Consider the following 20,721-nt stretch of genomic DNA (forward strand, 5'->3'; position numbering starts at 1 on the left):
CCGGTACTGTTCGGCGAATGAGCTCGCTGAATCTCGACGACTTCACCGATCTGATCGAGCGCCCCGACGGCGGGGTGCGCCGCGACGCGGAGGCCCGCCGGGAACGCCTGGCCGTGCCGCCCGGATCGCTGGGCCGCCTCGACGACCTGGGTGAGTGGCTGGCGGCGGCGCAGGGTTCGGTGCCCGTACGGCCGGTCGTACGGCCGCGGGTGGTGCTGTTCGCCGGCGATCACGGGATCGCCGAACTGGGCGTCTCGGCGCGTCCGGCGGGCAGCGCGGCGGAGCTGGTGCGCCAGGTGCGGGAGGGCGGCCGGCCGGTGTCGGTGCTCGCCCGGCGGCTCGGCGTCCCCGTGCGCGTCGTGGACATGGCGCTGGACTGCCCGCCGGAGACGTTCCCCGAGGACGTCGTGCGGCACCGGGTGCGGCGCGGCAGCGGCCGTATCGACGTCGAGGACGCGCTGACCGCGGAGGAGGCCGAGGCCGCCTTCCTCGCCGGGGTCGCGGTGGCCGACGAGGAGGCCGACTCCGGGACGGACCTGGTCGTGCTCGGCGACGTCAGCGTGGGCGGGACGACCGCGGCGGGCGTCCTGGTGGCCGCGCTGTGCGGGACCGACGCGTCGGTGGTGACCGGGCGGGGCGGCCTGGCGATCGACGACCTGGCGTGGATGCGCAAGTGCGCGGCGATCCGGGACGCGTTGCGGCGGGCGCGGCCGGTGCTCGGGGACCAGGTGCAGCTGCTGGCGACCGTGGGCGGGGCGGACCTCGCCGCGATGACGGGCTTCCTGCTCCAGAGCGCCGTCCGCAAGATGCCGGTGGTGCTGGACGGCGTCGTGGCGGCGGCGTGCGCGCTCGTCGGGCAGCGGATCGCGTTCCGGGCCCCGGACTGGTGGCTGGCCGGGCAGCGCAGCGGGGAGCCGGGGCAGGCGAAGGCACTGGACCGGATGGCGCTGGAGCCGCTGCTGGACCAGGGCGTGACGGTGGGCGAGGGCGCGGGGGCGCTGCTGGCGCTGCCGCTGGTGCAGGCGGCCGCCGCCCTGGCCGCCGAACTGCCGGAGAAGCCCGAAGCGCCCCGGGAGCCCGAGCGGCCCGGGGAGTCCGGGGAGTCCGGGGAGTCCGCCGGGGTGCTCGGCACGGAGTAGCCACCGGGGCCCGCGGCCGTCGCGGCGGCGCGTCAGCGGTGCTCGGCGGCCCGGCTCAGCTCGGCGTCGGTCTTGCCGCCCAGCCAGTCGCCGACCACCCGGCGCGGGCCCGCCCAGCGGCGGTCGTGGTGGTAGGCCCGCAGGACCGCCTTGGCGCGGGCGCGCGGGCGCCTGCGGTAGAAGCGGCGGGCCCACGGGGAGTCGGGGCGGGCCACCCGGACGAGGCCGAACAGGGCGATGAACGGGACGATCACGCTGAAGACCGCCAGCTTCACCTTGCCCTTGCTCAGTACGGCCAGGGCGAACAGGAAGTTCACGGCCACGGTCGAGAGCACGGCGCCCCGGTCCTGGAGTTCCTCCTCGCTGAGGTCGTTGACGCCGAACGGGGCGAAGCCGACCAGCACCAGGCCGACCAGGGCCGCCGTCAGGACGACGGCCTCCACGCTCTTGCGGCCGGCCTCCGTCCAGTACACGTCGTCGAGGTGCAGGACCAGCGCGAACTCGTCCAGGACCAGGCCCGCGCCGATGCCGAAGAGGGCCGCGCAGACGTACGAGCCGAAGCCGCTCCGGCCGCTGGCCACCGCGCCGAAGCCGCCGACGACGGTGAGGACGACGCCGGGGACCACGTGGTGGATGTGCACCCCGCCCGCGCTGATGTTGCCGAACGGGCCCTTGCCCGCGCGGATCAGGCGGGTGACGACGCGGGTGATCAGGAAGGTCAGGACGAAGGAGGCCAGGGCGACGAGCAGCGGCAGCTTGCCCGGCTCGACGATGTTGCGCTGCAGCCAATCTCCCATAGGCGCATTTTCGTCCCGGGCTCCCCGCGGCGCCCGTCCGACCGCCGGGTAACCTGCGCCGGTGTCCACGACCCCGCCCTCCCCGCCGTCCCCGGCCTCCGGCCTCGACGGTCTCCGCTTCGCCTTCGGCACCCTCACCGTCCTCCCCGTCCGGGTGACCCGCTGGGACCGCGGGGCCGCGCGCGGGGGCATGCTCGCGGCCCCGCTGGCCGGGCTGGTCGTCGGCGGCGGCGCGGCCGGGCTCGGGCTGCTGCTCCTGCTCCTCGGCGCGGGCCCGCCGCTCGCCGCCGTCGCCTCCGCCGCCGTACCCGCCGCCCTCACCCGCGGCCTGCACCTCGACGGGCTGGCGGACACCGCGGACGGGCTGGGCAGCGGCAGGCCGGCGGACGACGCGCTGCGGATCATGAAGCAGTCGGACATCGGGCCCTTCGGCGTGATCGCCCTCGTCCTCGTCCTGCTCGCCCAGGTGGCCGCGCTGGCCGAGCTCTACGGCTCCTCCTGGGGCCGGGGCGCCCTGGCGGCCGTCGCCTCCGCGGTCGCCGCCCGGCTGGCGCTCACCCTCGCCGCCCGGACCGGTGTGCCCGCCGCCCGGCCGGAGGGGCTCGGCGCGGCGGTCGCCGGGGTGGTCCCGGTGCGCGGCGCGCTGGCCGTGGCGGCGGGCTGCCTCGCGGCCGCGGCCGCCGGGGGCGCCCTCCTCGGCCCGTTCGACGCCGTCCGCACGCCCGCCGCGGTCGTCGCCGCGGTCGCCGCCGCCGAACTGCTCCTGCGCCACTGCACGCGCCGCTTCGGCGGGGTCACCGGCGACGTCTTCGGCGGCCTGGCGGAGACGGCGGCCACGACGGCACTGGTGGTCCTCTGCCTCGGCTGAACGCCGCGGGGCGCCCCTAGGGCCTGTCGTCAAATTCCTGCCGTCCGCCTGGAGGGCGGGCTCTGCGGCGTCAGGTGCGTGCTCTCGGCGTGCCGGGCCCTGATCCTCGTACTGGACGTACTCGGGTCAGGGCCCGGTGCGGCGAGAGTGCGTGCATGGCGCCGCGGGGCAGGCGGGAATTTGACGACAGGGCCTAGTGACCTGAGTCGGAGATTTTCGGGTAGTTCTCGCGAGCTGCCTGACGTGCCGGAGACCGGACTTCAGCAGGCCGGGCCGGACCTGGCGGCAGCACGGCATCCGGTTGACGGCCGCCCATCTGGCGAAGAACTTCCGACTCAGGTCACTAGCAGGCCTCGCGCCACGCGGTGAGTTCGTACTGCTTCCGCAGGGAACTCAGCTTCAGGCGGCGGGACTCGGCGCAGAAACGGCTCGTGGGGAGCTCGTACTCGACGTGGAAGACGGCCTTGCCCGCCTCGACGAACGGGGTCGTCCTCGCGCACTCGCCGTACTGGGCGCACTGTTCGTTGACCGCGAAGTCGAAGTCGTCGACGAGTTCGGGGATCTGGTCGAGGTCGTTCTTCAGACCGACGGACAGGCCCCGGTCGTGGGCGAGCCGGGCGATCAGCCGGTTGTAGCGGAGCTGGTCGGCGGCCGTCAGCGGGAAACCGGTCCCGTTGCGGTAGCCGTCCATGTTGTCCGGTTCCACCGCGTCGAAGCCCTTGTCGCGGCACATGTCGAGCCGGTCCGCCATCAGCGGTTCGAGGACGTCGGTACGGCGGATGTCCAGCCAGCGCTCCCCCTCCCAGCCGTTGCCCTCGCCCAGGACCGCCCGCGGGAACCTCGCCGCGTCCGGACGCCAGTCCTCCCACGCGCCGGTGGACAGGTAGCAGACGACCTTGCGGCCGTCCTCGTGCAGCCCGGCGACGGCCGCCGCGCTCTGGTCGAAGCCGTCGATGTCGTACACCGGCACGTCGACGGAGGTGTCCAGACGCCCCCTCAGCTGCCACTGCCAGCCGATGCCGGGGCGGGGCCGCCAGCGGTCCCCCTCCGCCGGCTCCTCGTCCGGCGCGGACGCACAGCCCGCGAGCAGCGACAGCAGGACGGGCAGCAGGATCATGCGTCTCACGGACGGGCTCCAGGGTGGGCGACGGCGGCTGCCGCCATGATCTCCCGCCGCCGTCCGGCGCGGGGCGCCGCCCTCCACCGCACCCGAGAGGTGTGCCCCCGTCCGCCGGATGCGAGGATCGGTCCGTGGCCACGACGCCACCGACAGGTGAACACTGCCGTGCACGGGCGAACGCTCACGCACGCGTACGCTCGTCGCGGGGTCGCCGCTCCGGTACGCCGCGCCGGTGAGGCCGACCCCGGTAACGACCGCTCCCCCAGCCCGGATCTAGGGTCGGCTGTCGGGCCCGGTCGACCCACTCATATCGGCCACAGCAACTCCACATCGGAAGCGAGAAATCACCACCGTGACTGCTCTCACTCTCAGCACCGCCGCGGCGCCCGGCCTGCGGGCCGACGCGATCGTGATCGGTGTCGCCAAGGGCGCCAACGGCCCCGTCGTCACAGCGGGCGCCGAGGCCGTGGACAAGGCCTACGACGGCCGGCTCGCCGGCGTCCTGGAAACCCTCGGTGCCGCCGGCGCCGAGGGCGAGGTGACGAAGCTGCCGGCCCCGGCCGGCTTCAAGACGCCTCTCGTGCTGGCGGTGGGGCTGGGCGCGGAGCCCGGGAAGGACGCCTCCTACGACGCCGAGGCGCTGCGCCGCGCCGCCGGTGTGGCCGCCCGCGCCCTCGCCGGTTCCCAGAAGGCCGCCTTCGCCCTGCCCCTGGCGGACGCCGCCGACCTCGGCGCGGTCGCCGAGGGCGTCGTGCTCGGCGCCTACTCCTTCGACACCTACAAGGAGCAGGGCAAGGACGCCAAGGCGAAGAACGGCAAGGCCCCGCTCGCGGAGGCCGTCCTGCTCGGCGGCAAGCCGCGCGACGCCGCCCACAAGGCGGCCCTCGCCCGCGCCGCGGCCGTCTCCGAGGAGCTCAACCGCGCCCGGGACCTCATCAACACCCCGCCGAACGACCTGGACCCCCAGGCCTTCGCCGCCCTCGCCCAGACCGCGGCCAAGGAACACGGCGTCAAGGTGCAGGTCCTCGACGAGAAGGCCCTCGCCAAGGGCGGCTACGGCGGCATCCTCGGCGTCGGCGCCGGTTCGGCCGCGGCCCCGCGGCTGGTGAAGCTGTCGTACACCTCCTCCAAGGCGAAGAAGCACCTCGCCTTCGTCGGCAAGGGCATCACCTACGACTCGGGCGGCATCTCGCTCAAGCCGGCCGGGCACAACGAGACGATGAAGTGCGACATGAGCGGTGCGGCGGCGGTCTTCGCCGCCGTGGTCGCCGTCGCGCGCCTCGGTCTGGACGTCAACGTCACCGGCTGGCTGGCGCTGGCCGAGAACATGCCCTCCGGCTCCGCCACCCGCCCGGGTGACGTGCTGCGCATGTTCAGCGGCAAGACGGTCGAGGTCCTCAACACCGACGCCGAGGGCCGGCTGGTCCTCGCCGACGCGCTGTGGGCCGCCTCCCAGGAGAAGCCGGACGCCATCGTGGACGTCGCGACCCTGACCGGCGCGATGATGCTGGCGCTGGGCAGCCGGACGTTCGGCATCATGGCGAACGACGACGCGTTCCGCGCCGCGGTGCACGAGGCCGCCGAGGAGGTCGGCGAGCCGGCCTGGCCGATGCCGCTGCCCGACCACCTGCGCAAGGGCATGGACTCCCCCGTCGCCGACATCGCGAACATGGGTGAGCGGATGGGCGGCGGGCTCGTCGCCGGTCTGTTCCTGCGGGAGTTCGTCGGCGAGGGGATCACCTGGGCGCACCTCGACATCGCGGGACCGGCGTTCAACGAGGGCGGGCCGTTCGGCTACACGCCCAAGGGCGGTACGGGCACGGCCGTGCGGACGCTGGTACGGCTGGCGGAGCTGACCGCGGAGGGCGACCTCGGCTGACCGCCGCGGGGGCGGGGACTGTGCGCCTGGTCACCCGGCAGGCCGCGGTCACGCGGCGCGGCCGCGGACCGGCACAGTCCCGCGCCCCCGGCGGGGGCGCTCACCCCGGACACAAGTGAGCGTGGGGTGTCTCACACCCCGGCCCGGCGTCTCGTTCGCCTCCCACAGGTGCGAAGATGGGGCTCGGCAGGACAGGGCCCCCACCACAGGGCCGAAGAAAGAGCGGCCGGACACCAGCCGCCGGCGGTCAGCGACGACCGGCGCACGGCGCACATGCATGGAGGACGTGACGTGGCGAACGACGCCAGCACCGTTTTCGACCTAGTGATCCTCGGCGGTGGTAGTGGCGGTTACGCCGCGGCCCTGCGCGGGGCCCAGCTGGGCCTGGACGTCGCCCTGATCGAGAAGGACAAGGTCGGCGGCACCTGCCTGCACCGGGGTTGCATCCCCACCAAGGCCCTGCTCCACGCGGGCGAGATCGCCGACCAGGCCCGCGAGAGCGAGCAGTTCGGCGTCAAGGCCACCTTCGAGGGCATCGACATCGCCGGGGTCCACAAGTACAAGGACGGGGTCATCTCCGGTCTGTACAAGGGCCTGCAGGGGCTTGTCGCCTCCCGCAAGGTGACGTACATCGAGGGTGAGGGCCGTCTGTCCTCCCCGACCTCCGTCGACGTGAACGGCCGGCGGATCCAGGGCCGCCACGTGCTCCTGGCGACCGGCTCCGTGCCGAAGTCGCTGCCGGGCCTGGAGATCGACGGCGAGCGGATCATCTCCTCCGACCACGCGCTCGTCCTGGACCGCGTACCGAAGTCCGCGATCATCCTGGGCGGCGGCGTCATCGGCGTGGAGTTCGCCTCGGCGTGGAAGTCCTTCGGTACCGACGTCACCATCGTCGAGGGCCTCAAGCACCTCGTCCCGGTCGAGGACGAGAACTCCTCCAAGCTCCTCGAGCGCGCGTTCCGCAAGCGCGGCATCAAGTTCAACCTGGGCACCTTCTTCCAGAAGGCCGAGTACACCCAGGACGGCGTCAAGGTCACCCTCGCCGACGGCAAGGAGTTCGAGGCCGAGATCCTGCTCGTCGCCATCGGCCGCGGCCCGGTCTCGCAGGGCCTGGGTTACGAGGAGCAGGGCGTCGCGACGGACCGCGGCTACGTCCTGGTCGACGAGTACATGCGCACGAACATCCCCACCGTCTCCGCCGTCGGCGACCTCGTCCCGACGCTCCAGCTCGCGCACGTCGGCTTCGCCGAGGGCATCCTGGTGGCGGAGCGTCTGGCCGGTCTGAAGACCGTCCCGATCGACTACGACGGCGTCCCGCGGGTGACGTACTGCCATCCTGAGGTCGCCTCCGTGGGCATCACCGAGGCCAAGGCCAAGGAGATCTACGGCGCGGACAAGGTCGTCGCTCTGAAGTACAACCTGGCGGGCAACGGCAAGAGCAAGATCCTCCAGACCGCGGGCGAGATCAAGCTCGTCCAGGTCAAGGACGGTGCCGTGGTCGGCGTCCACATGGTCGGCGACCGCATGGGCGAGCAGGTCGGCGAAGCCCAGCTGATCTACAACTGGGAGGCGCTGCCGGCCGAGGTCGCGCAGCTCATCCACGCCCACCCGACGCAGAACGAGGCGCTCGGCGAGGCCCACCTGGCCCTGGCCGGCAAGCCGCTCCACTCGCACGACTGACCCTCGGTCGACGAAGCGACTCCGCGACGACACAGACTTCCGCAATTCGTAAGGAGCAACCGAAACCATGGCGGTTTCCGTAACCCTTCCGGCGCTCGGTGAGAGCGTCACCGAGGGCACTGTCACCCGCTGGCTGAAGGCCGAGGGCGAGCGCGTCGAGGCCGACGAGCCCCTGCTCGAGGTGTCGACCGACAAGGTCGACACCGAGATCCCCTCGCCCGCCGCCGGCATCCTGGCGTCCATCAAGGTCGCCGAGGACGAGACCGTCGAGGTCGGCGCCGAGCTGGCCGTCATCGACGACGGCACCGGTGCGGCCGAGGCCACCGAGCCGGCTCCGGCCGCCGAGGAGGCCCCGGCCGCCGAGCAGGTCGCCCCGCCGGCTCCCGAGCCGGCCCCGGCCGCGCAGCCCTCCACCGAGCAGGCGGCCCCGGCCCCCGCTCCCACCGCCGAGGCCGCTTCCGGCGGCGGCAGCGCCGAGGGCACGGACGTCGTCCTGCCCGCGCTCGGCGAGTCCGTCACCGAGGGCACCGTCACCCGCTGGCTGAAGTCGGTCGGCGACTCCGTCGAGGCCGACGAGCCGCTGCTCGAGGTCTCCACGGACAAGGTCGACACCGAGATCCCGGCGCCCACCTCCGGTGTGCTGCTCGAGATCACGGTGGGCGAGGACGAGACCGCCGAGGTCGGCGCCAAGCTGGCCGTCATCGGCGCTCCGGGTGCGGCTCCGGCCGCTGCCCCGGCTCCCGCCGCCCCGGCCCCGGCGCCCGCCGAGGCCGCGCCCGCCGCTCCGGCTCCGGCCGCCCCCGCGCCCGTCGCCCCGGCCCCCGCGCCCGCCCCGGAGCCCGCTCCGGCTCCGGCCGCGCCCGCTCCGGCCGCCGCGGCCCCGGCTCCGGCGCCCGCGCCGGCTCCGGTCACCCCGGCCGCCGCTCCGACTGCCGGAGGCCCCGCGGCCGCGCAGGCCACCGACGAGGGTGCCTACGTCACCCCGCTGGTGCGCAAGCTCGCCGCCGAGAACGGCGTCGACCTGGGCTCGGTCAAGGGCACCGGTGTCGGTGGCCGCATCCGCAAGCAGGACGTCGTCGCCGCCGCCGAGGCCGCGAAGGCCGCCGCCGCTGCCCCGGCTCCCGCCGCGGCCGTGACCGCCGCAGGCCCCGCCGCCGCGAAGAAGGCCCCCGCGCTGGAGGCCTCCCCGCTGCGCGGCCAGACCGTCAAGATGCCGCGCATCCGCAAGGTCATCGGCGACAACATGGTCAAGGCGCTGCACGAGCAGGCCCAGCTGTCGTCGGTCGTCGAGGTCGACGTCACGCGGCTGATGAAGCTGCGCGCCAGGGCGAAGGACTCCTTCGCGGCCCGTGAGGGCGTCAAGCTCTCGCCGATGCCGTTCTTCGTCAAGGCCGCGGCCCAGGCGCTGAAGGCCCACGCGCCGGTCAACGCCAAGATCAACGAGGCCGAGGGGACCATCACCTACTTCGACACCGAGAACATCGGTATCGCGGTGGACTCCGAGAAGGGCCTGATGACCCCGGTCATCAAGAACGCCGGTGACCTCAACCTCGCCGGCATCGCCAAGGCCACGGCCGAGCTGGCCGGCAAGGTCCGCGGCAACAAGATCACTCCGGACGAGCTGTCCGGCGCGACCTTCACCATCTCCAACACCGGTTCGCGCGGTGCCCTCTTCGACACGATCATCGTGCCGCCGGGGCAGGTCGCGATCCTGGGCATCGGGGCCACGGTGAAGCGTCCGGCCGTCATCGAGACGGAGGAGGGTACGGTCATCGGCGTCCGCGACATGACCTACCTGACGCTGTCCTACGACCACCGGCTGGTGGACGGCGCCGACGCGGCCCGTTACCTGACGGCGGTCAAGGCGATCCTGGAGGCGGGCGAGTTCGAGGTCGAGCTCGGCCTGTAGTCGGCGCGCGGTGTCGTGCGGTGCCCCCGCCCGGGTCTCCCGGGCGGGGGCACCGCACGTTGGCGTCCGGAGTGTTCCCGCGCGTGTAAGTCTCGTCTCACCTGCGCGGAAGCACCCCCGTGGGCCGCTCCCCGGACCCGTCGCGGCCTTATTGTCTAAACGTCGAACGCCCCAGGGGCCGATGGGCGGCCCCTCCCTAAGGAGCCCTCATGACCGCGCCCGTCGTCCACTCGCTGCGCGAGCAGATCCGCGAGCACATCGTGGAGGGGATCGTCAGCGGGCGCTGGAAGCCGGGCGAGCGGATCGTGGAGCGGCGGATCGCCGGCGAGCTGGAGGTCAGCCAGACGCCGGTGCGCGAGGCGCTGCGCGAGCTGGAGTCGCTGCGGCTGATCGAGTCCGCGCCGAACAAGGGCGTGCGGGTGCGGAACCTGACCGCGGCCGACCTGGAGGAGAGCTACCCGGTCCGGGCCGGCCTGGAGGCGATCGCCGCGGAGCTGGCGGCGCAGCGGCTGGCCGAGGACTGCTCGGCGCTGGAGCCGCACGTGGCCGCGCTGTACGAGGCGGACCGGGCGTCGGACGGGACGGGCCAGGTGCGGCACACGGTGGCCTTCCACCGCGAGCTGGTCCGCGCGGCCGGCAACTCCGTGCTGCTGCACACCTGGGAGGGCCTGGGCATCGAGGTGTTCACGGCGCTGTCGATCCGTTGGCTGGGGACGGTGCAGCAGTCGTACGCGGAGGAGCACGAGGAACTGGTGGCGGCCTTCAAGCGGCGGGACCCGCGCATCGCGGAGATCGTGAAGGCACACGTGCTGGGCTGCGCGCCGCGGCCCTGAGCGGTGCGCGCCGGGAGCTCCGGACGCCACTGAGCGCGCATTCGCTCATACGTGGCCCCACCTGCGAAAACCTTTCGAAAACGCGGCACGGGGTGCCTTTGTGCGAGACACCCCGTGCCGACTTTCTCGTGATCAAGAGGTTTTCACCCTCAACCCTTTGATCGATCATCGATCAGGGGGTTACAGTCGCCGACGGGCCGCGCGACGGTGTCGTACCACGACTCCGCGGCAGAGCCCCACCGCCCTGTCCTGCCAAAGACCAAGGGCACCCCCGAACCCTTACCGATGAGGGAACCCCCTTCGACTGAGGAAGGCGGCGACATGACCGACCCCCACGCCATCCAGCCGAGCGCGCTCGACCAGCTCCCCGACCGGGACCCGGAGGAGACCGCCGAATGGCAGGCCTCACTGGACGCGGTCGCCCAGGCGGCCGGGCCGCACCGTGCCGCGTACCTGATGCGGCGCACGCTGGAGCGGGCCGAGGGCAACGGCATCGCGCTGCCCAAGCTGCTCGAGACGGACTACGTCAACACCATCCCCACCGCCGCCGAGCCCGCCACGCCGGGTGACGAGGCGATGGAAGCCCGCATCACCGCCTGGAACCGCTGGAACGCGGCGGCCATGGTGACCCGGGGCGCGAAGCACGGCGTCGGCGGCCACATCGCCACCTTCGCCTCCGCGGCCTGGCTGTACGAGACCGGCTTCAACCACTTCTTCCGGGGCAAGGAGGCCGACGGCTCGGGCGACCAGCTCTACATCCAGGGCCACGCCTCCCCCGGCATCTACGCCCGCGCCTTCCTCGACGGCCGCCTGAACGAGGGCCACCTGGACAACTTCCGCCAGGAGGCGGGCGGCAACGGCCTTCCGTCGTACCCGCACCCGCGGCGCCTGCCCTGGCTGTGGGAGTTCCCGACGGTGTCGATGGGCCTCGGCCCGCTCTCCGCGATCTACCAGGCGCGCTTCAACCGCTACCTGACCAACCGCGGCATCAAGGACGTCTCCGCCTCCCACGTCTGGGCGTTCCTCGGCGACGGCGAGATGGACGAGCCCGAGTCGACGGCGGCCCTCGCGCTCGCCGCCCGCGAGGAGCTGGACAACCTCACGTTCGTCATCAACTGCAACCTCCAGCGCCTCGACGGCCCGGTCCGCGCGAACTTCAAGATCGTGCAGGAGCTGGAGGCCCAGTTCCGCGGCGCCGGCTGGAACGTCGTCAAGACGCTGTGGGGTTCGGCCTGGGACGAGCTGTTCCGGCTCGACACCACGGGCGCGCTCGTACGCCGCCTGCGCCAGGTGCCCGACGCCCAGGTGCAGACGTACCAGACGCGTGACGCCGCCTACATCCGCCAGGACTTCTTCGGCGCCGACCCGGCGCTCGTCGAGATGGCGAAGCTGCTGAGCGACGACAAGATCCTGGAATGCTTCCACCTCTCCCGCGGCGGCCACGAGGCGCGCAAGGTGTACGCGGCCTACAAGGCGGCCGTCGAGCACAAGGGCGCCCCGACGGTCATCCTGGCCCAGACGGTCAAGGGCCACACCCTCGGGGAGGGCTTCGCGTCGAAGAACGCCAACCACCAGATGAAGAAGCTCTCGGTGGACGAGTTCAAGGCGATGCGCGACCTGCTGGAGCTGCCGATCTCCGACAGCCGGTTCGTCGACGGGGTCGTGCCCTACGGCCACCCCGGCACCGACTCCCCCGAGGTCCGCTACCTCCAGGAGCGGCGCGCCGCCCTCGGCGGCCCGGCCCCGGCCCGCCGTACGCACGCGCTCGCCCCGCTGCCCGCCCCCGCGGAGAAGGCGTTCGCCGCGTTCGACAAGGGCTCCGGTTCCCAGAACGTCGCCACCACCATGGCCTTCGTCCGGCTGGTCAAGGACCTGGTCCGCGACAAGGAGACCGGCAGGCGCTGGGTGCCGATCGTCCCCGACGAGGCGCGTACCTTCGGCATGGAGTCGCTGTTCCCCTCGCTCGGGATCTACTCCCCCAAGGGCCAGACGTACGAGCCGGTCGACCGCGACCAGCTGATGTACTACAAGGAGGCCAAGAACGGCCAGATCCTCAACGAGGGGATCACCGAGGCCGGCTCGATGGCCGACTTCATCGCCGCGTCCACCGCGTACGCCACGCACGGCGAAGCGATGATCCCGTTCTACATCTTCTACTCGATGTTCGGCTGGCAGCGCACGGCCGACCAGATGTGGCAGCTCGGCGACCAGCTCGGCCGCGGCTTCCTCGTCGGCGCCACGGCCGGCCGCACCACGCTGACGGGCGAGGGCCTCCAGCACGCCGACGGCCACTCGCCGGTGATCGCGGCGACCAACCCGGCCGCGCTGACGTACGACCCGGCGTTCGCGTACGAGATCGGCGTCATCGTCAAGGACGGTCTGCGCCGGATGTACGGCGAGGCGGCGCCGGGCGAGGACCCGAACGTCTTCTACTACCTGACCGTCTACAACGAGCCGGTGCCGCAGCCCGCGAAGCCGGCCGTCCCCGGCATCGACGAGGGCATCGTCAAGGGCCTGTACCGCTTCAACACGGCGGAGTCGGCGGACCTGTCCCCGGCGGCCAACGCGCCGCGCATCCAGCTCCTGGGCTCCGGCACGGCGATCCACTGGACGCTGAAGGCGCAGCGGATGCTCGCCGAGGAGTGGGGCGTGGCCGCCGACGTGTGGTCCGCCACCTCCTGGACCGAGCTGCGGCGCGACGCGCTGGAGGCCGACGCGGCGCTGCTGCGCGGCGAGGAGCGGCTGCCGTACGTCCGCCAGGCGCTCCAGGGTGCCGAGGGGCCGGTCCTCGCGGTCTCCGACTACATGCGCCAGGTCCCGGACCAGATCGCGCAGTGGGTCGAGCAGGACTACTCGTCGCTGGGCGCCGACGGCTTCGGCCTGTCCGACACCCGTGACGCCGCCCGCCGCCACTTCGGCGTCGACGCGGAGTCCATCGTGGTGGCGGCCCTCGCCCAGCTGGCCCGCCGCGGCGAGGTCCGGGCGACGGCGGTGAAGGAAGCACGGGAGCGGTACGGGCTGTAGGCCCGGTGAGTGCGTCCGCAGGGGCGCGGTGGCCACGGCCGCCGCGCCCCTGCGGGCGTCCGGGGGCGGGAGCACCCTGTCGGTGCCACCCGGCATCATGCGGGTATGCGTGCTGCCCGGCTCATCAAGATGGTGCTGCTCCTCCAGGGCCGGTCCGCCATGACCGCCGCCGAACTGGCGCGCGAGCTGGAGGTGTCGGAGCGCACGGTCACCAGGGACGCCCAGGCCCTGTCGGAGGCGGGCGTCCCGGTGTACGCCGAGCGCGGGCGGGCCGGCGGCTACCGCCTGGTCGACGGCTACCGCACCCGCCTCACCGGCCTGGCCCGCGGCGAGGCGGAGGCGCTGTTCCTGAGCGGCGTACCGGGCGCGCTCCGGGAGATGGGCCTGCAGGACGCGGCCTCGGCGGCCCGCCTGAAGGTGTCGGCCGCTCTGATGCCGTCCCTCAGGGACGCCCCGAGGACGGCGGCGCAGCGGTTCCACCTGGACGCGCCCGCCTGGTTCCAGGAGCCGGAGACACCCCCGCTGCTGCCCGTGGTCGCGCGGGCGGTGTGGGACGACCGTCCGCTCACCGCCCGGTACCTGCGGGGCGGGACGGAGGCCGTACGGGAGCTGGAGCCGTACGGGCTCGTGCTGAAGGCGGGCGTCTGGTACCTGTGCGCGCGGGTGACCGACGCGGGGGCCTTCCGGACGTACCGCGTCGACCGGTTCACGGACGCGCGACCGGGCGCGGAGCGGTTCGGCAGGGACGAGGACTTCGATCTGCCCGGCTTCTGGGCCCGGCAGGCCGAGCGGTTCGCGCGGTCGATCCTGCGAGCGGAGGTCGTCCTGCGGCTCACGCCGGCGGGGCTGCGCCGGCTGCCGTACGCCGTCGACCCGGTGGCCGCGCGGGACGCCCTGGCGGGGGCCGGGGAGCCCGACGCGCGGGGGTGGGTGACGGTCACCCTGGGCGTGGAGTCCGAGGAGGTGGCGCACGCCCAGCTGACCGCGCTGGGGCCGGAGGCCGAGGTGGTCTCCCCGGAGCCGCTGCGCCGCCGTCTCGCCGAGGACGCGGCCCGGCTGGCGGCGCTGTACCGCTCCTGAGGCCGTACCGCCCCCGAGACCGCCGGCACTCCAGGTGCGGCCCGCCCGCCCAGGCAGGATGCTGGGACGCGTGATGGACGAGACGGAGTTCTGGGAGCTGGTCGACGCCACCCGCGAGGCCGCCGGGGGCGACCCGGAGGACCAGGCCGATCTGCTGGTGGAGCGGCTGCTCCTGCTGGACCCCGACATGGTGCTCGACTTCGCCCGTCACTTCGAGGCCCGCTACAACCGGGCGTACACCTGGGACCTGTGGGGTGCCGCCTGGGTGTTGCTGGACGGGGCGAGCGACGACGCCTTCGACTTCTTCCGGTGCTGGCTGATCGGTCAGGGCCGGGAGGTGTACGAGGGCGCCGTGCACGATCCGGACTCGCTCGCGGAGCTGCTGGGCGAGTTCGACGAGGAGATCGACGGCGACGGCGAGGAGCTGGGCTACGCGGCCGACGAGGCCTACGAGCAGCTCACCGGGACCGTCGCGCCGGACCTGGGCATCGCGCCCGCTCCGGCGGAACCCGCGGGCGCCCCGGGCGACTTCGAGAGCGAGCGGGCGCTCGCGGAGCGGTATCCGCGGCTGTGGGAGCGCTTCCGGGGCTGACCGCGCCGGCCGGGCCGCGAGCGGGTCGGGGTCGGGGGCGCGGCCGGGCTCGCGGCTGGGGTCGCGGCTGGGGCCGGGGTCAGACGGTCGTGCGGCGGCGGGTGGCGTCCGCCGGGAGGTACGCCTGCTGCTCGGCCCGCACCGCGTGGTGCAGCGGTGCCTTGTTGGCCTGCTCCAGGGCGGACGCGGTGGCCGCCGCGGGGCCGAGGACGACCGCGGCGACGACGCAGACGACCGTCCAGGGGCTGCGGAGGGCCCGGCGCCCGGCGGCCGCCGCCTCCTGGCCGCGGTGCGTGCTGCCGGTGCTGGTGCCGGTGCTGGTCTGCGGGACACCGTTCGTGCCGTTCATGATCCCCACCTCGGTCGGCTTGTGTTGTGCATGACCGTAGGGGGCGGGGATGGGAGAACCCTGAACGGCGCCTAAGGCTTTCCTGTGGACGTCCGGCCCTGGAGGCGGGCGGCCGTCTGCCGGATCTCCGGCAGCCGGGCGCTGAGGGCCGCGCCGGGGCAGCTGGTCATGTAGCCGTCCTGGTGCCCGGCGAGGGCGGGCAGGGCGGCCGTGACGCCCGCGGCGTACCGGCTGCCGCTGTTGCTGGAGGTCAGCCGGACGCTCCCGCGCGGGTCGACGTCCGCCAGGCCGAGTTTCCAGGCGGCGAGGGCCGCTATCGAGTCCACCATCGCCTGCGGCACGGGGACGCCCGAGGTGAACGTGCCGAGGGCGGCGATGCCGGCCGTGCGGTGGTTGAAGCCCTGGGTGTGCGCGCCGGTGACGGGCCGGTCGACGCCGCCCGCCCGGCCCTCGTAGACGGTGCCGCAGCGGTCGACGAGGAAGTTGTAGCCGATGTCGTCCCAGTCGCGGCCGCCGGTCTGGCCCGCGTAGAGGTGACGGATGATGCGGGGCGCGTCGGCGCAGTCGTAACCGTTGGGCGAGTCGGTGTGGTGGACGAAGACGGCGACGACCTTGTCGTCGTAGCGCGGCGGGGGCTGGGCGCGGGCGGCGTCGGCCACCCAGACCGAGCGCGGCACGATGCGCGGCCGGGCGGCGGAGTGCGCGGGGAGCTGTGCCGCGCGCCGCACGGGGCGGGCGGCCAGGGACGCCGTGGCGGCGTGTTCGACGCCGTCCGCGCACAGGCCCAGGGCGGTCACGGCGGCCAGTCCGGGCAGGCAGGCCAGGACCACGAGGAGCGGGCGCGGCAGCCGCGCCGGGCGCCGTCCCCGAGGTCTCCGCCCGCGTCTGTGCACAGGCCTCCGCCCGGGGCGGGGGACCTGTCGGATGGCATGCATGACCCCACTGTCGGACGGTTCCGTTCCGCCCGCGATGTGTGCTGTGCCACCCGGTGGAACCATCCTCCCGGTCCGCGACGTTTTCCGGGTGCACGCGTGCGTGGCCGGTCGGGGGCGGGCCCCGCGCGCGAGGCTGATCACCGGGCCCGTCCCCCACGTATGGAGGGGCCCGAGAGGAAGGCGGCTGCGTGGACCTGCTCGACATCGCGCTGGTGCTGGTGGTCCTGGCGTACGCCGGATCGGGCTACCGGCGGGGACTGGTGGCCGGCTGTGTCTCGCTGGCCGGTTTCGTGGGCGGCGCGGCGGCGGGCGTGTGGCTCCTGCCGTGGGTGATGGACCTGGTGGCGCCGGGGACGACGGCGGCGACGGTCACCGCGGTGCTCACCGTGCTGGTCCCGGCGGCGGCGGGACACGAGCTGGCGGGGCGGCCGGCGCTGCGGTTGCGCCGGGAACTGGACCGCGGGCCGCTCCGGGTGGCCGACGGGGCCGGCGGGGCGGTGGCGAACTCGGCGGCGGTGCTGATCGTGGCCTGGGTGGCGGCGAGCGTGCTGGCCGTGTCCTCGACGCCGGTGGTGTCGTCGGCGATCCGGGACTCCCGGCTGCTGGGGGCGGTGCAGGACACGATGCCGGACACCACCCCGGCCTGGTTCTCGCGGGCCACGTCCGCGCTCACCGACGCGGGTTTCCCGCAGGTATTCAACCCCTTCGAGAACGAGTCGACGGCTCGGGTCGCCGAGCCCACCGGCGACAGCGTCACCCCGGCCGCGACGGACGCCGCCAGGTTCAGCACGGTGAAGGTCGAGGGCGTCGCGGGCGACCAGGGCCGGGAGGGCAGCGGGTTCGTGTACGCGCGCGAGCGGGTGATGACCAACGCGCACGTGGTGGCGGGCATCGACGACCCGACCGTACAGGTCGGGGGTGTGGGGCGGTCGTACGGGGCGCGGGTGGTGCTGTTCGACCCGGCCGGGGACGTCGCGGTGCTGTACGTGCCGGGGCTGCGGGCGCCGGAGCTGCGGTTCGACGACGACGCCTCGCGCGGGGACGCCGCGGTCGTCGCGGGCTATCCGCAGGACGGCGACCTGGACCTGAGGGCGGCGACGGTGGCGAACCGGATCGACGCGAGGGGGCGGGACATCCACAACGACGGCACCGTCACCCGGGAGATCTACTCGATCCGCTCCACCGTGCGCCCCGGCAACTCCGGCGGTCCGCTGCTGACCACCGACGGCCGGGTGTTCGGGGTCGTCTTCGCCCGGTCCACCTCCGACGCCGGGACGGGGTACGTCCTGACGGCCGCCGAGGTGGCCGGGGACGCCGAGCGTGCGGCGACGGCGACGACGGCCGTGGACACGGGCGAGCCGGTCGGCTCCTAGGACTCCGGGGCGCTCGGAGACGCTCAGGGGCGTCCGGGGGCATCCGGCGGATCAGAGGACGGAGCGGCCCATGAAGACGTCGTCGACGTACGCCCCGTCGAGGAGGAACTCCTCCGGCAGGACGCCCTCCACCACGAAACCCTCGGACTCGTAGAGCGAGCGGGCCGCGGTGTTGTGGCCGAGCACGCGCAGGGTCAGGCGACGGGCGCCGCGCCGGCGGGTCTCCTCGACGGCCGCCCGGACCAGGGCGCGTCCGACGCCGTGGCCGCGCGCCTCGTCGGAGACGGCGAGGCCCTGGATCTGGCGCACGTGCGCGTTGCAGGCGAGTCCGGTGGGGCGGGCGAGGCGGACGTAGCCGACGACCCGGCCGGACACCTCGGCGACCAGGTGGTCCTCGGGGAGGTGCCGCGCGTCGAAGAAGGGACCGTACGGCGGCTGCGGCCGCGGCATGACGGCGTGCAGGGGGGACCAGGTCAAGGCGTCGATGAGGGCGAGTGCGGCGTCGTCGTCGGGCCGGGCGGGGCGTATGAGGGGGCCGGTCATGGGGGGCATCCTACGAGTCGGGCGGCTCGTCACCGCGGGGTGTTCCGAGGGCACGGGGGCAGGATGGGCCCATGGAACGAACGCGAATCGTGGTGGCCGGCGCGTCCGGTCTCATCGGCAGCGCCCTGGTGCGGTCCCTGACCGCCGACGGGCACGAGGTGGTCCGCCTGGTGCGCCACGCGCCCCGGGGGGCGGACGAGGTGCGCTGGGACCCCGAGCGGGGGCAGGTGGACGCGGCGGGGCTCGCCGGGTGCACCGCCGTGGTCAACCTGGCGGGCGCGGGGGTCGGCGACCACCGCTGGACGGACGAGTACAAGCGCCGGATCCACGACAGCCGGGTGCACGGGACGACCGCCCTCGCCGAAGCCGTCGCCTCGCTCGACGAGCGGCCGCGGGTGTTCGTGAACGGCAGCGCGATGGGCTACTACGGCGAGACGGGCGACCGGGTCGTCGACGAGAGCGCGCCGGCCGGGCGGGGCTTCCTGCCGGAGCTGTGCGTGAAGTGGGAGGCGGCGGCGGAACCGGCGCGGGCGGCCGGGGTGCGGACGGTGTTCCCCCGGACCGGGCTGGTGGTGTCGCGCGACGGCGGCGCCTGGGGGCGGCTGTTCCCGCTGTTCCAGGCGGGCCTCGGGGGGCGGATGGGTGACGGGCGGCAGTACTGGTCGTACATCGCGCTGCACGACGAGGTGGCGGCGATCCGGCACCTGCTGGACCGTGACGACCTGTCGGGGCCGTTCAACCTGACCGCGCCGGAGCCGCTGACGAACCGTGAGGTCACCGCGGCCATGGGGCGGGTGCTGCGCCGGCCGACGCTGTTCTCCGTGCCGGCACCGGTGCTGCGGGGGGTCCTGGGCGAGATGGCCGGGGACGTGCTGGGCAGCGCGCGGGTGGTGCCGAAGCGGCTGCTGGAGTCGGGGTTCACCTTCGCGTTCCCCGGGATCGAGGACGCCCTGCGGGCCGCCTGAGGCCCCGTCGGGACCGTATGCGACCGCCGTGCGACCGTGCCCTGTCCATGCGCGACTGCCGCCAGCCGGTCACGGGCCTAGGCTCGATCCGAACTCGGGTATCCAGGACGCCAGTTGGGGGCATGACGTCTCCATCGGCCGCGCAACCTCGAGGAGGGGCACGTGCTTGAGCCCGCGTACCGGACGGACGTCGTCATCGTGGGGGCCGGGGTCGCCGGACTCTCCGCGGCACATCGGCTGACCAGTGCAGGAGTGACGACCACGGTCCTGGAGGCCGCCCCGTGCGTGGGCGGCCGCATGGCGACCGAGAAGGTCGACGGCTTCCGGCTCGACCGCATCGGACAGCTGCTGTCCACGGCGTATCCCGAACTGGCCCTGACCCCCGGGCTGGACGCGCTCACCCTGCGTCCCTTCGCCCCGGGGGTCCTGCTGCACAGCGACGGACGCCACCACCGCGCGGGCGCGCAGGCGGGGGCGGGGGGCGCAAGGGGCGCACTCCATGCCGTGCGCGCCCTCGCCGGCGCTCCCCGGAGCGGCGCGCTGCCACGGCCGCGCACCGGCCCGGCCGCCGCACCGCCACGGATGCGGACCGGGGCGCCGCTGGGCTCGGCCGTGGACCAGGCCCGGCTCGGCGCCGCGCTCACCCGGCTCGCGGCCACGCCCGCCGAGCGGCTGCTGCGCCGGCCCGAGGCACCGGCCGCCGAGGCCCTCGCGGCGCGCGGTCTGCCCGCCCGCACGATCGACGGCTTCCTGCGGCCGCTGCTCGCCGCGCTGCTGTGCGACCCGGACCTGACCACCTCCAGCCGGTGCGCGGACCTGGCGCTGCGCGCCTTCGCGGCCGGGCGGCTGTGCGTGCCGGAGGGCGGGGCCGACGTCCTGCCCGAACTGCTCGCGCGGACGCTGCCCCCGGGAACCGTGCACACCGGGGTACGTGCCACCGCCGTCTCCACGACCTCGGTGACCACCGCCGAGCACGGCGAGTTCCGGTGCCGCGCGGTGCTGGTGGCGACCGACGCGCGCACCGCGGCGGAGCTGCTGCCCGGCCTGCGGGTGCCCGGCTTCCATCCCGTCACGGTCCTGCACCACACGACGGACGAGCCGCTTTCGACCGGGGCCTCGCTGCTGCTGGACGCCGACCGGAGCGGACCGGTCGCCCACACGGCGGTGCTCAGCGGGGTGGACCCGAGCCGGGCCCCGGCCGGCCGCACGCTGATCTCCTCCACGGTGCTCGGGACGCCGCCGGACGGCGTCGACACGGCGGTCCGCAGGCACCTCGCGCGGCTGTACGGCACCTCGACCGGGCGCTGGGAGACGCTGGCCGTGCATCACACCGCCGAGGCCGTGCCGGCCATGCGGCCGCCGCACGACCTGCGCCGCCCGGTGCGGCTGCTGGCCGGGCTGTACGTCTGCGGCGACCACCGGGACACCAGCACGGTCCAGGGCGCGCTGCACTCGGCGCACCGGGCGTCCGCGGCGATCGTCTCCGACCTGGGAGCGGGTTCGCTCCACGCGGCCGAGCCGGTCAGGACGGCGCAGCGGGCGGCATGAGCGCACGCGCGGTCCGGGGGGCAGAGCCCTCTGCCCCCCGGCCCCGGCCCCCGGCCGCCCACCACCCGACCCGGCGGGACGGGGAGC

General features: G+C 74.2%; 17 protein-coding genes. 12 read left to right on the forward strand and 5 right to left on the reverse strand.

What is annotated here, in order from left to right:
- Positions 1 to 17: 17 nt before the first annotated feature.
- The gene (gene cobT / locus ACH4N1_RS00570; protein ID WP_398093448.1) at positions 18 to 1,139 is read left to right on the forward strand and encodes a nicotinate-nucleotide--dimethylbenzimidazole phosphoribosyltransferase; all 1,122 of its coding nucleotides are present in this window, start codon (positions 18 to 20) and stop codon (positions 1,137 to 1,139) included.
- A 32-nt stretch (positions 1,140 to 1,171) separates the two neighbouring features.
- Here cobT and ACH4N1_RS00575 read toward each other — a convergent pair whose 3' ends face one another.
- Positions 1,172 to 1,936: a hypothetical protein gene (locus ACH4N1_RS00575; RefSeq protein ID WP_398093449.1), complete on the reverse strand. Its 765-nt coding sequence runs from the start codon at positions 1,934 to 1,936 to the stop codon at positions 1,172 to 1,174.
- Positions 1,937 to 1,997: 61 nt separating this feature from the next.
- On the opposite strand from ACH4N1_RS00575, the gene ACH4N1_RS00580 reads away from it, so the two are divergent.
- Positions 1,998 to 2,804, forward strand: a complete 807-nt coding sequence (locus tag ACH4N1_RS00580) for an adenosylcobinamide-GDP ribazoletransferase (protein ID WP_398093451.1) — start codon at positions 1,998 to 2,000, stop codon at positions 2,802 to 2,804.
- A gap of 343 nt (positions 2,805 to 3,147) precedes the next feature.
- Here the strand turns inward: ACH4N1_RS00580 and ACH4N1_RS00585 are convergent, their stop codons facing one another.
- Positions 3,148 to 3,921 (reverse strand): endo alpha-1,4 polygalactosaminidase, encoded by a 774-nt coding sequence (locus ACH4N1_RS00585; RefSeq protein WP_398094372.1) that lies wholly within the window; start codon positions 3,919 to 3,921, stop codon positions 3,148 to 3,150.
- A 355-nt stretch (positions 3,922 to 4,276) separates the two neighbouring features.
- Here ACH4N1_RS00585 and ACH4N1_RS00590 point away from each other — a divergent pair, with 355 nt between their 5' ends.
- From ACH4N1_RS00590 to ACH4N1_RS00620, 7 genes are all read left to right on the forward strand, one after another.
- Positions 4,277 to 5,803: a leucyl aminopeptidase gene (locus tag ACH4N1_RS00590; protein ID WP_398093452.1), complete on the forward strand. Its 1,527-nt coding sequence runs from the start codon at positions 4,277 to 4,279 to the stop codon at positions 5,801 to 5,803.
- 291 nt (positions 5,804 to 6,094) lie between these two features.
- Positions 6,095 to 7,483 (forward strand): dihydrolipoyl dehydrogenase, encoded by a 1,389-nt coding sequence (gene lpdA, locus ACH4N1_RS00595; RefSeq protein ID WP_398093453.1) that lies wholly within the window; start codon positions 6,095 to 6,097, stop codon positions 7,481 to 7,483.
- A gap of 67 nt (positions 7,484 to 7,550) precedes the next feature.
- The gene (gene sucB / locus ACH4N1_RS00600) at positions 7,551 to 9,392 is read left to right on the forward strand and encodes a 2-oxoglutarate dehydrogenase, E2 component, dihydrolipoamide succinyltransferase (RefSeq protein ID WP_398093455.1); all 1,842 of its coding nucleotides are present in this window, start codon (positions 7,551 to 7,553) and stop codon (positions 9,390 to 9,392) included.
- 209 nt (positions 9,393 to 9,601) lie between these two features.
- Positions 9,602 to 10,225, forward strand: coding sequence for a GntR family transcriptional regulator (locus ACH4N1_RS00605; RefSeq protein WP_398093456.1), 624 nt, complete (start codon positions 9,602 to 9,604; stop codon positions 10,223 to 10,225).
- A 321-nt stretch (positions 10,226 to 10,546) separates the two neighbouring features.
- Positions 10,547 to 13,249, forward strand: coding sequence for a pyruvate dehydrogenase (acetyl-transferring), homodimeric type (aceE, locus tag ACH4N1_RS00610; RefSeq protein ID WP_398093458.1), 2,703 nt, complete (start codon positions 10,547 to 10,549; stop codon positions 13,247 to 13,249).
- A 105-nt stretch (positions 13,250 to 13,354) separates the two neighbouring features.
- On the forward strand, positions 13,355 to 14,329 hold the full coding sequence (locus tag ACH4N1_RS00615; protein WP_398093460.1) for a helix-turn-helix transcriptional regulator: 975 nt from the start codon (positions 13,355 to 13,357) through the stop codon (positions 14,327 to 14,329).
- 73 nt (positions 14,330 to 14,402) lie between these two features.
- A complete protein-coding gene (locus ACH4N1_RS00620) occupies positions 14,403 to 14,921 on the forward strand; it encodes a DUF4240 domain-containing protein (RefSeq protein WP_398094374.1) in 519 nt (172 codons plus the stop codon).
- Between the two features lie 79 nt (positions 14,922 to 15,000).
- On the opposite strand, the gene ACH4N1_RS00625 is transcribed toward ACH4N1_RS00620, so the two are convergent.
- Entirely contained in the window at positions 15,001 to 15,270 is a 270-nt protein-coding gene (locus tag ACH4N1_RS00625) for a hypothetical protein (protein ID WP_398093462.1), read from the reverse strand.
- Between the two features lie 71 nt (positions 15,271 to 15,341).
- Entirely contained in the window at positions 15,342 to 16,100 is a 759-nt protein-coding gene (locus ACH4N1_RS00630) for a peptidoglycan recognition protein (RefSeq protein WP_398093464.1), read from the reverse strand.
- A gap of 293 nt (positions 16,101 to 16,393) precedes the next feature.
- Here ACH4N1_RS00630 and ACH4N1_RS00635 point away from each other — a divergent pair, with 293 nt between their 5' ends.
- Positions 16,394 to 17,578, forward strand: a complete 1,185-nt coding sequence (locus tag ACH4N1_RS00635; RefSeq protein WP_398093465.1) for a MarP family serine protease — start codon at positions 16,394 to 16,396, stop codon at positions 17,576 to 17,578.
- A gap of 51 nt (positions 17,579 to 17,629) precedes the next feature.
- Here ACH4N1_RS00635 and ACH4N1_RS00640 read toward each other — a convergent pair whose 3' ends face one another.
- Complete coding sequence (locus ACH4N1_RS00640; RefSeq protein ID WP_398093467.1) at positions 17,630 to 18,121, reverse strand: GNAT family N-acetyltransferase; 492 nt, start codon at positions 18,119 to 18,121, stop codon at positions 17,630 to 17,632.
- 71 nt (positions 18,122 to 18,192) lie between these two features.
- Here ACH4N1_RS00640 and ACH4N1_RS00645 point away from each other — a divergent pair, with 71 nt between their 5' ends.
- Both ACH4N1_RS00645 and ACH4N1_RS00650 read left to right on the forward strand, forming a co-directional pair.
- Positions 18,193 to 19,086, forward strand: a complete 894-nt coding sequence (locus ACH4N1_RS00645) for a TIGR01777 family oxidoreductase (protein WP_398093469.1) — start codon at positions 18,193 to 18,195, stop codon at positions 19,084 to 19,086.
- A 162-nt stretch (positions 19,087 to 19,248) separates the two neighbouring features.
- The gene (locus ACH4N1_RS00650; protein ID WP_398093470.1) at positions 19,249 to 20,634 is read left to right on the forward strand and encodes an NAD(P)/FAD-dependent oxidoreductase; all 1,386 of its coding nucleotides are present in this window, start codon (positions 19,249 to 19,251) and stop codon (positions 20,632 to 20,634) included.
- The last annotated feature ends 87 nt before the right edge of the window (positions 20,635 to 20,721 follow it).

The organism is Streptomyces sp. NPDC017202 (assembly GCF_044331705.1).
Classification (GTDB): Bacteria; Actinomycetota; Actinomycetes; order Streptomycetales; family Streptomycetaceae; genus Streptomyces.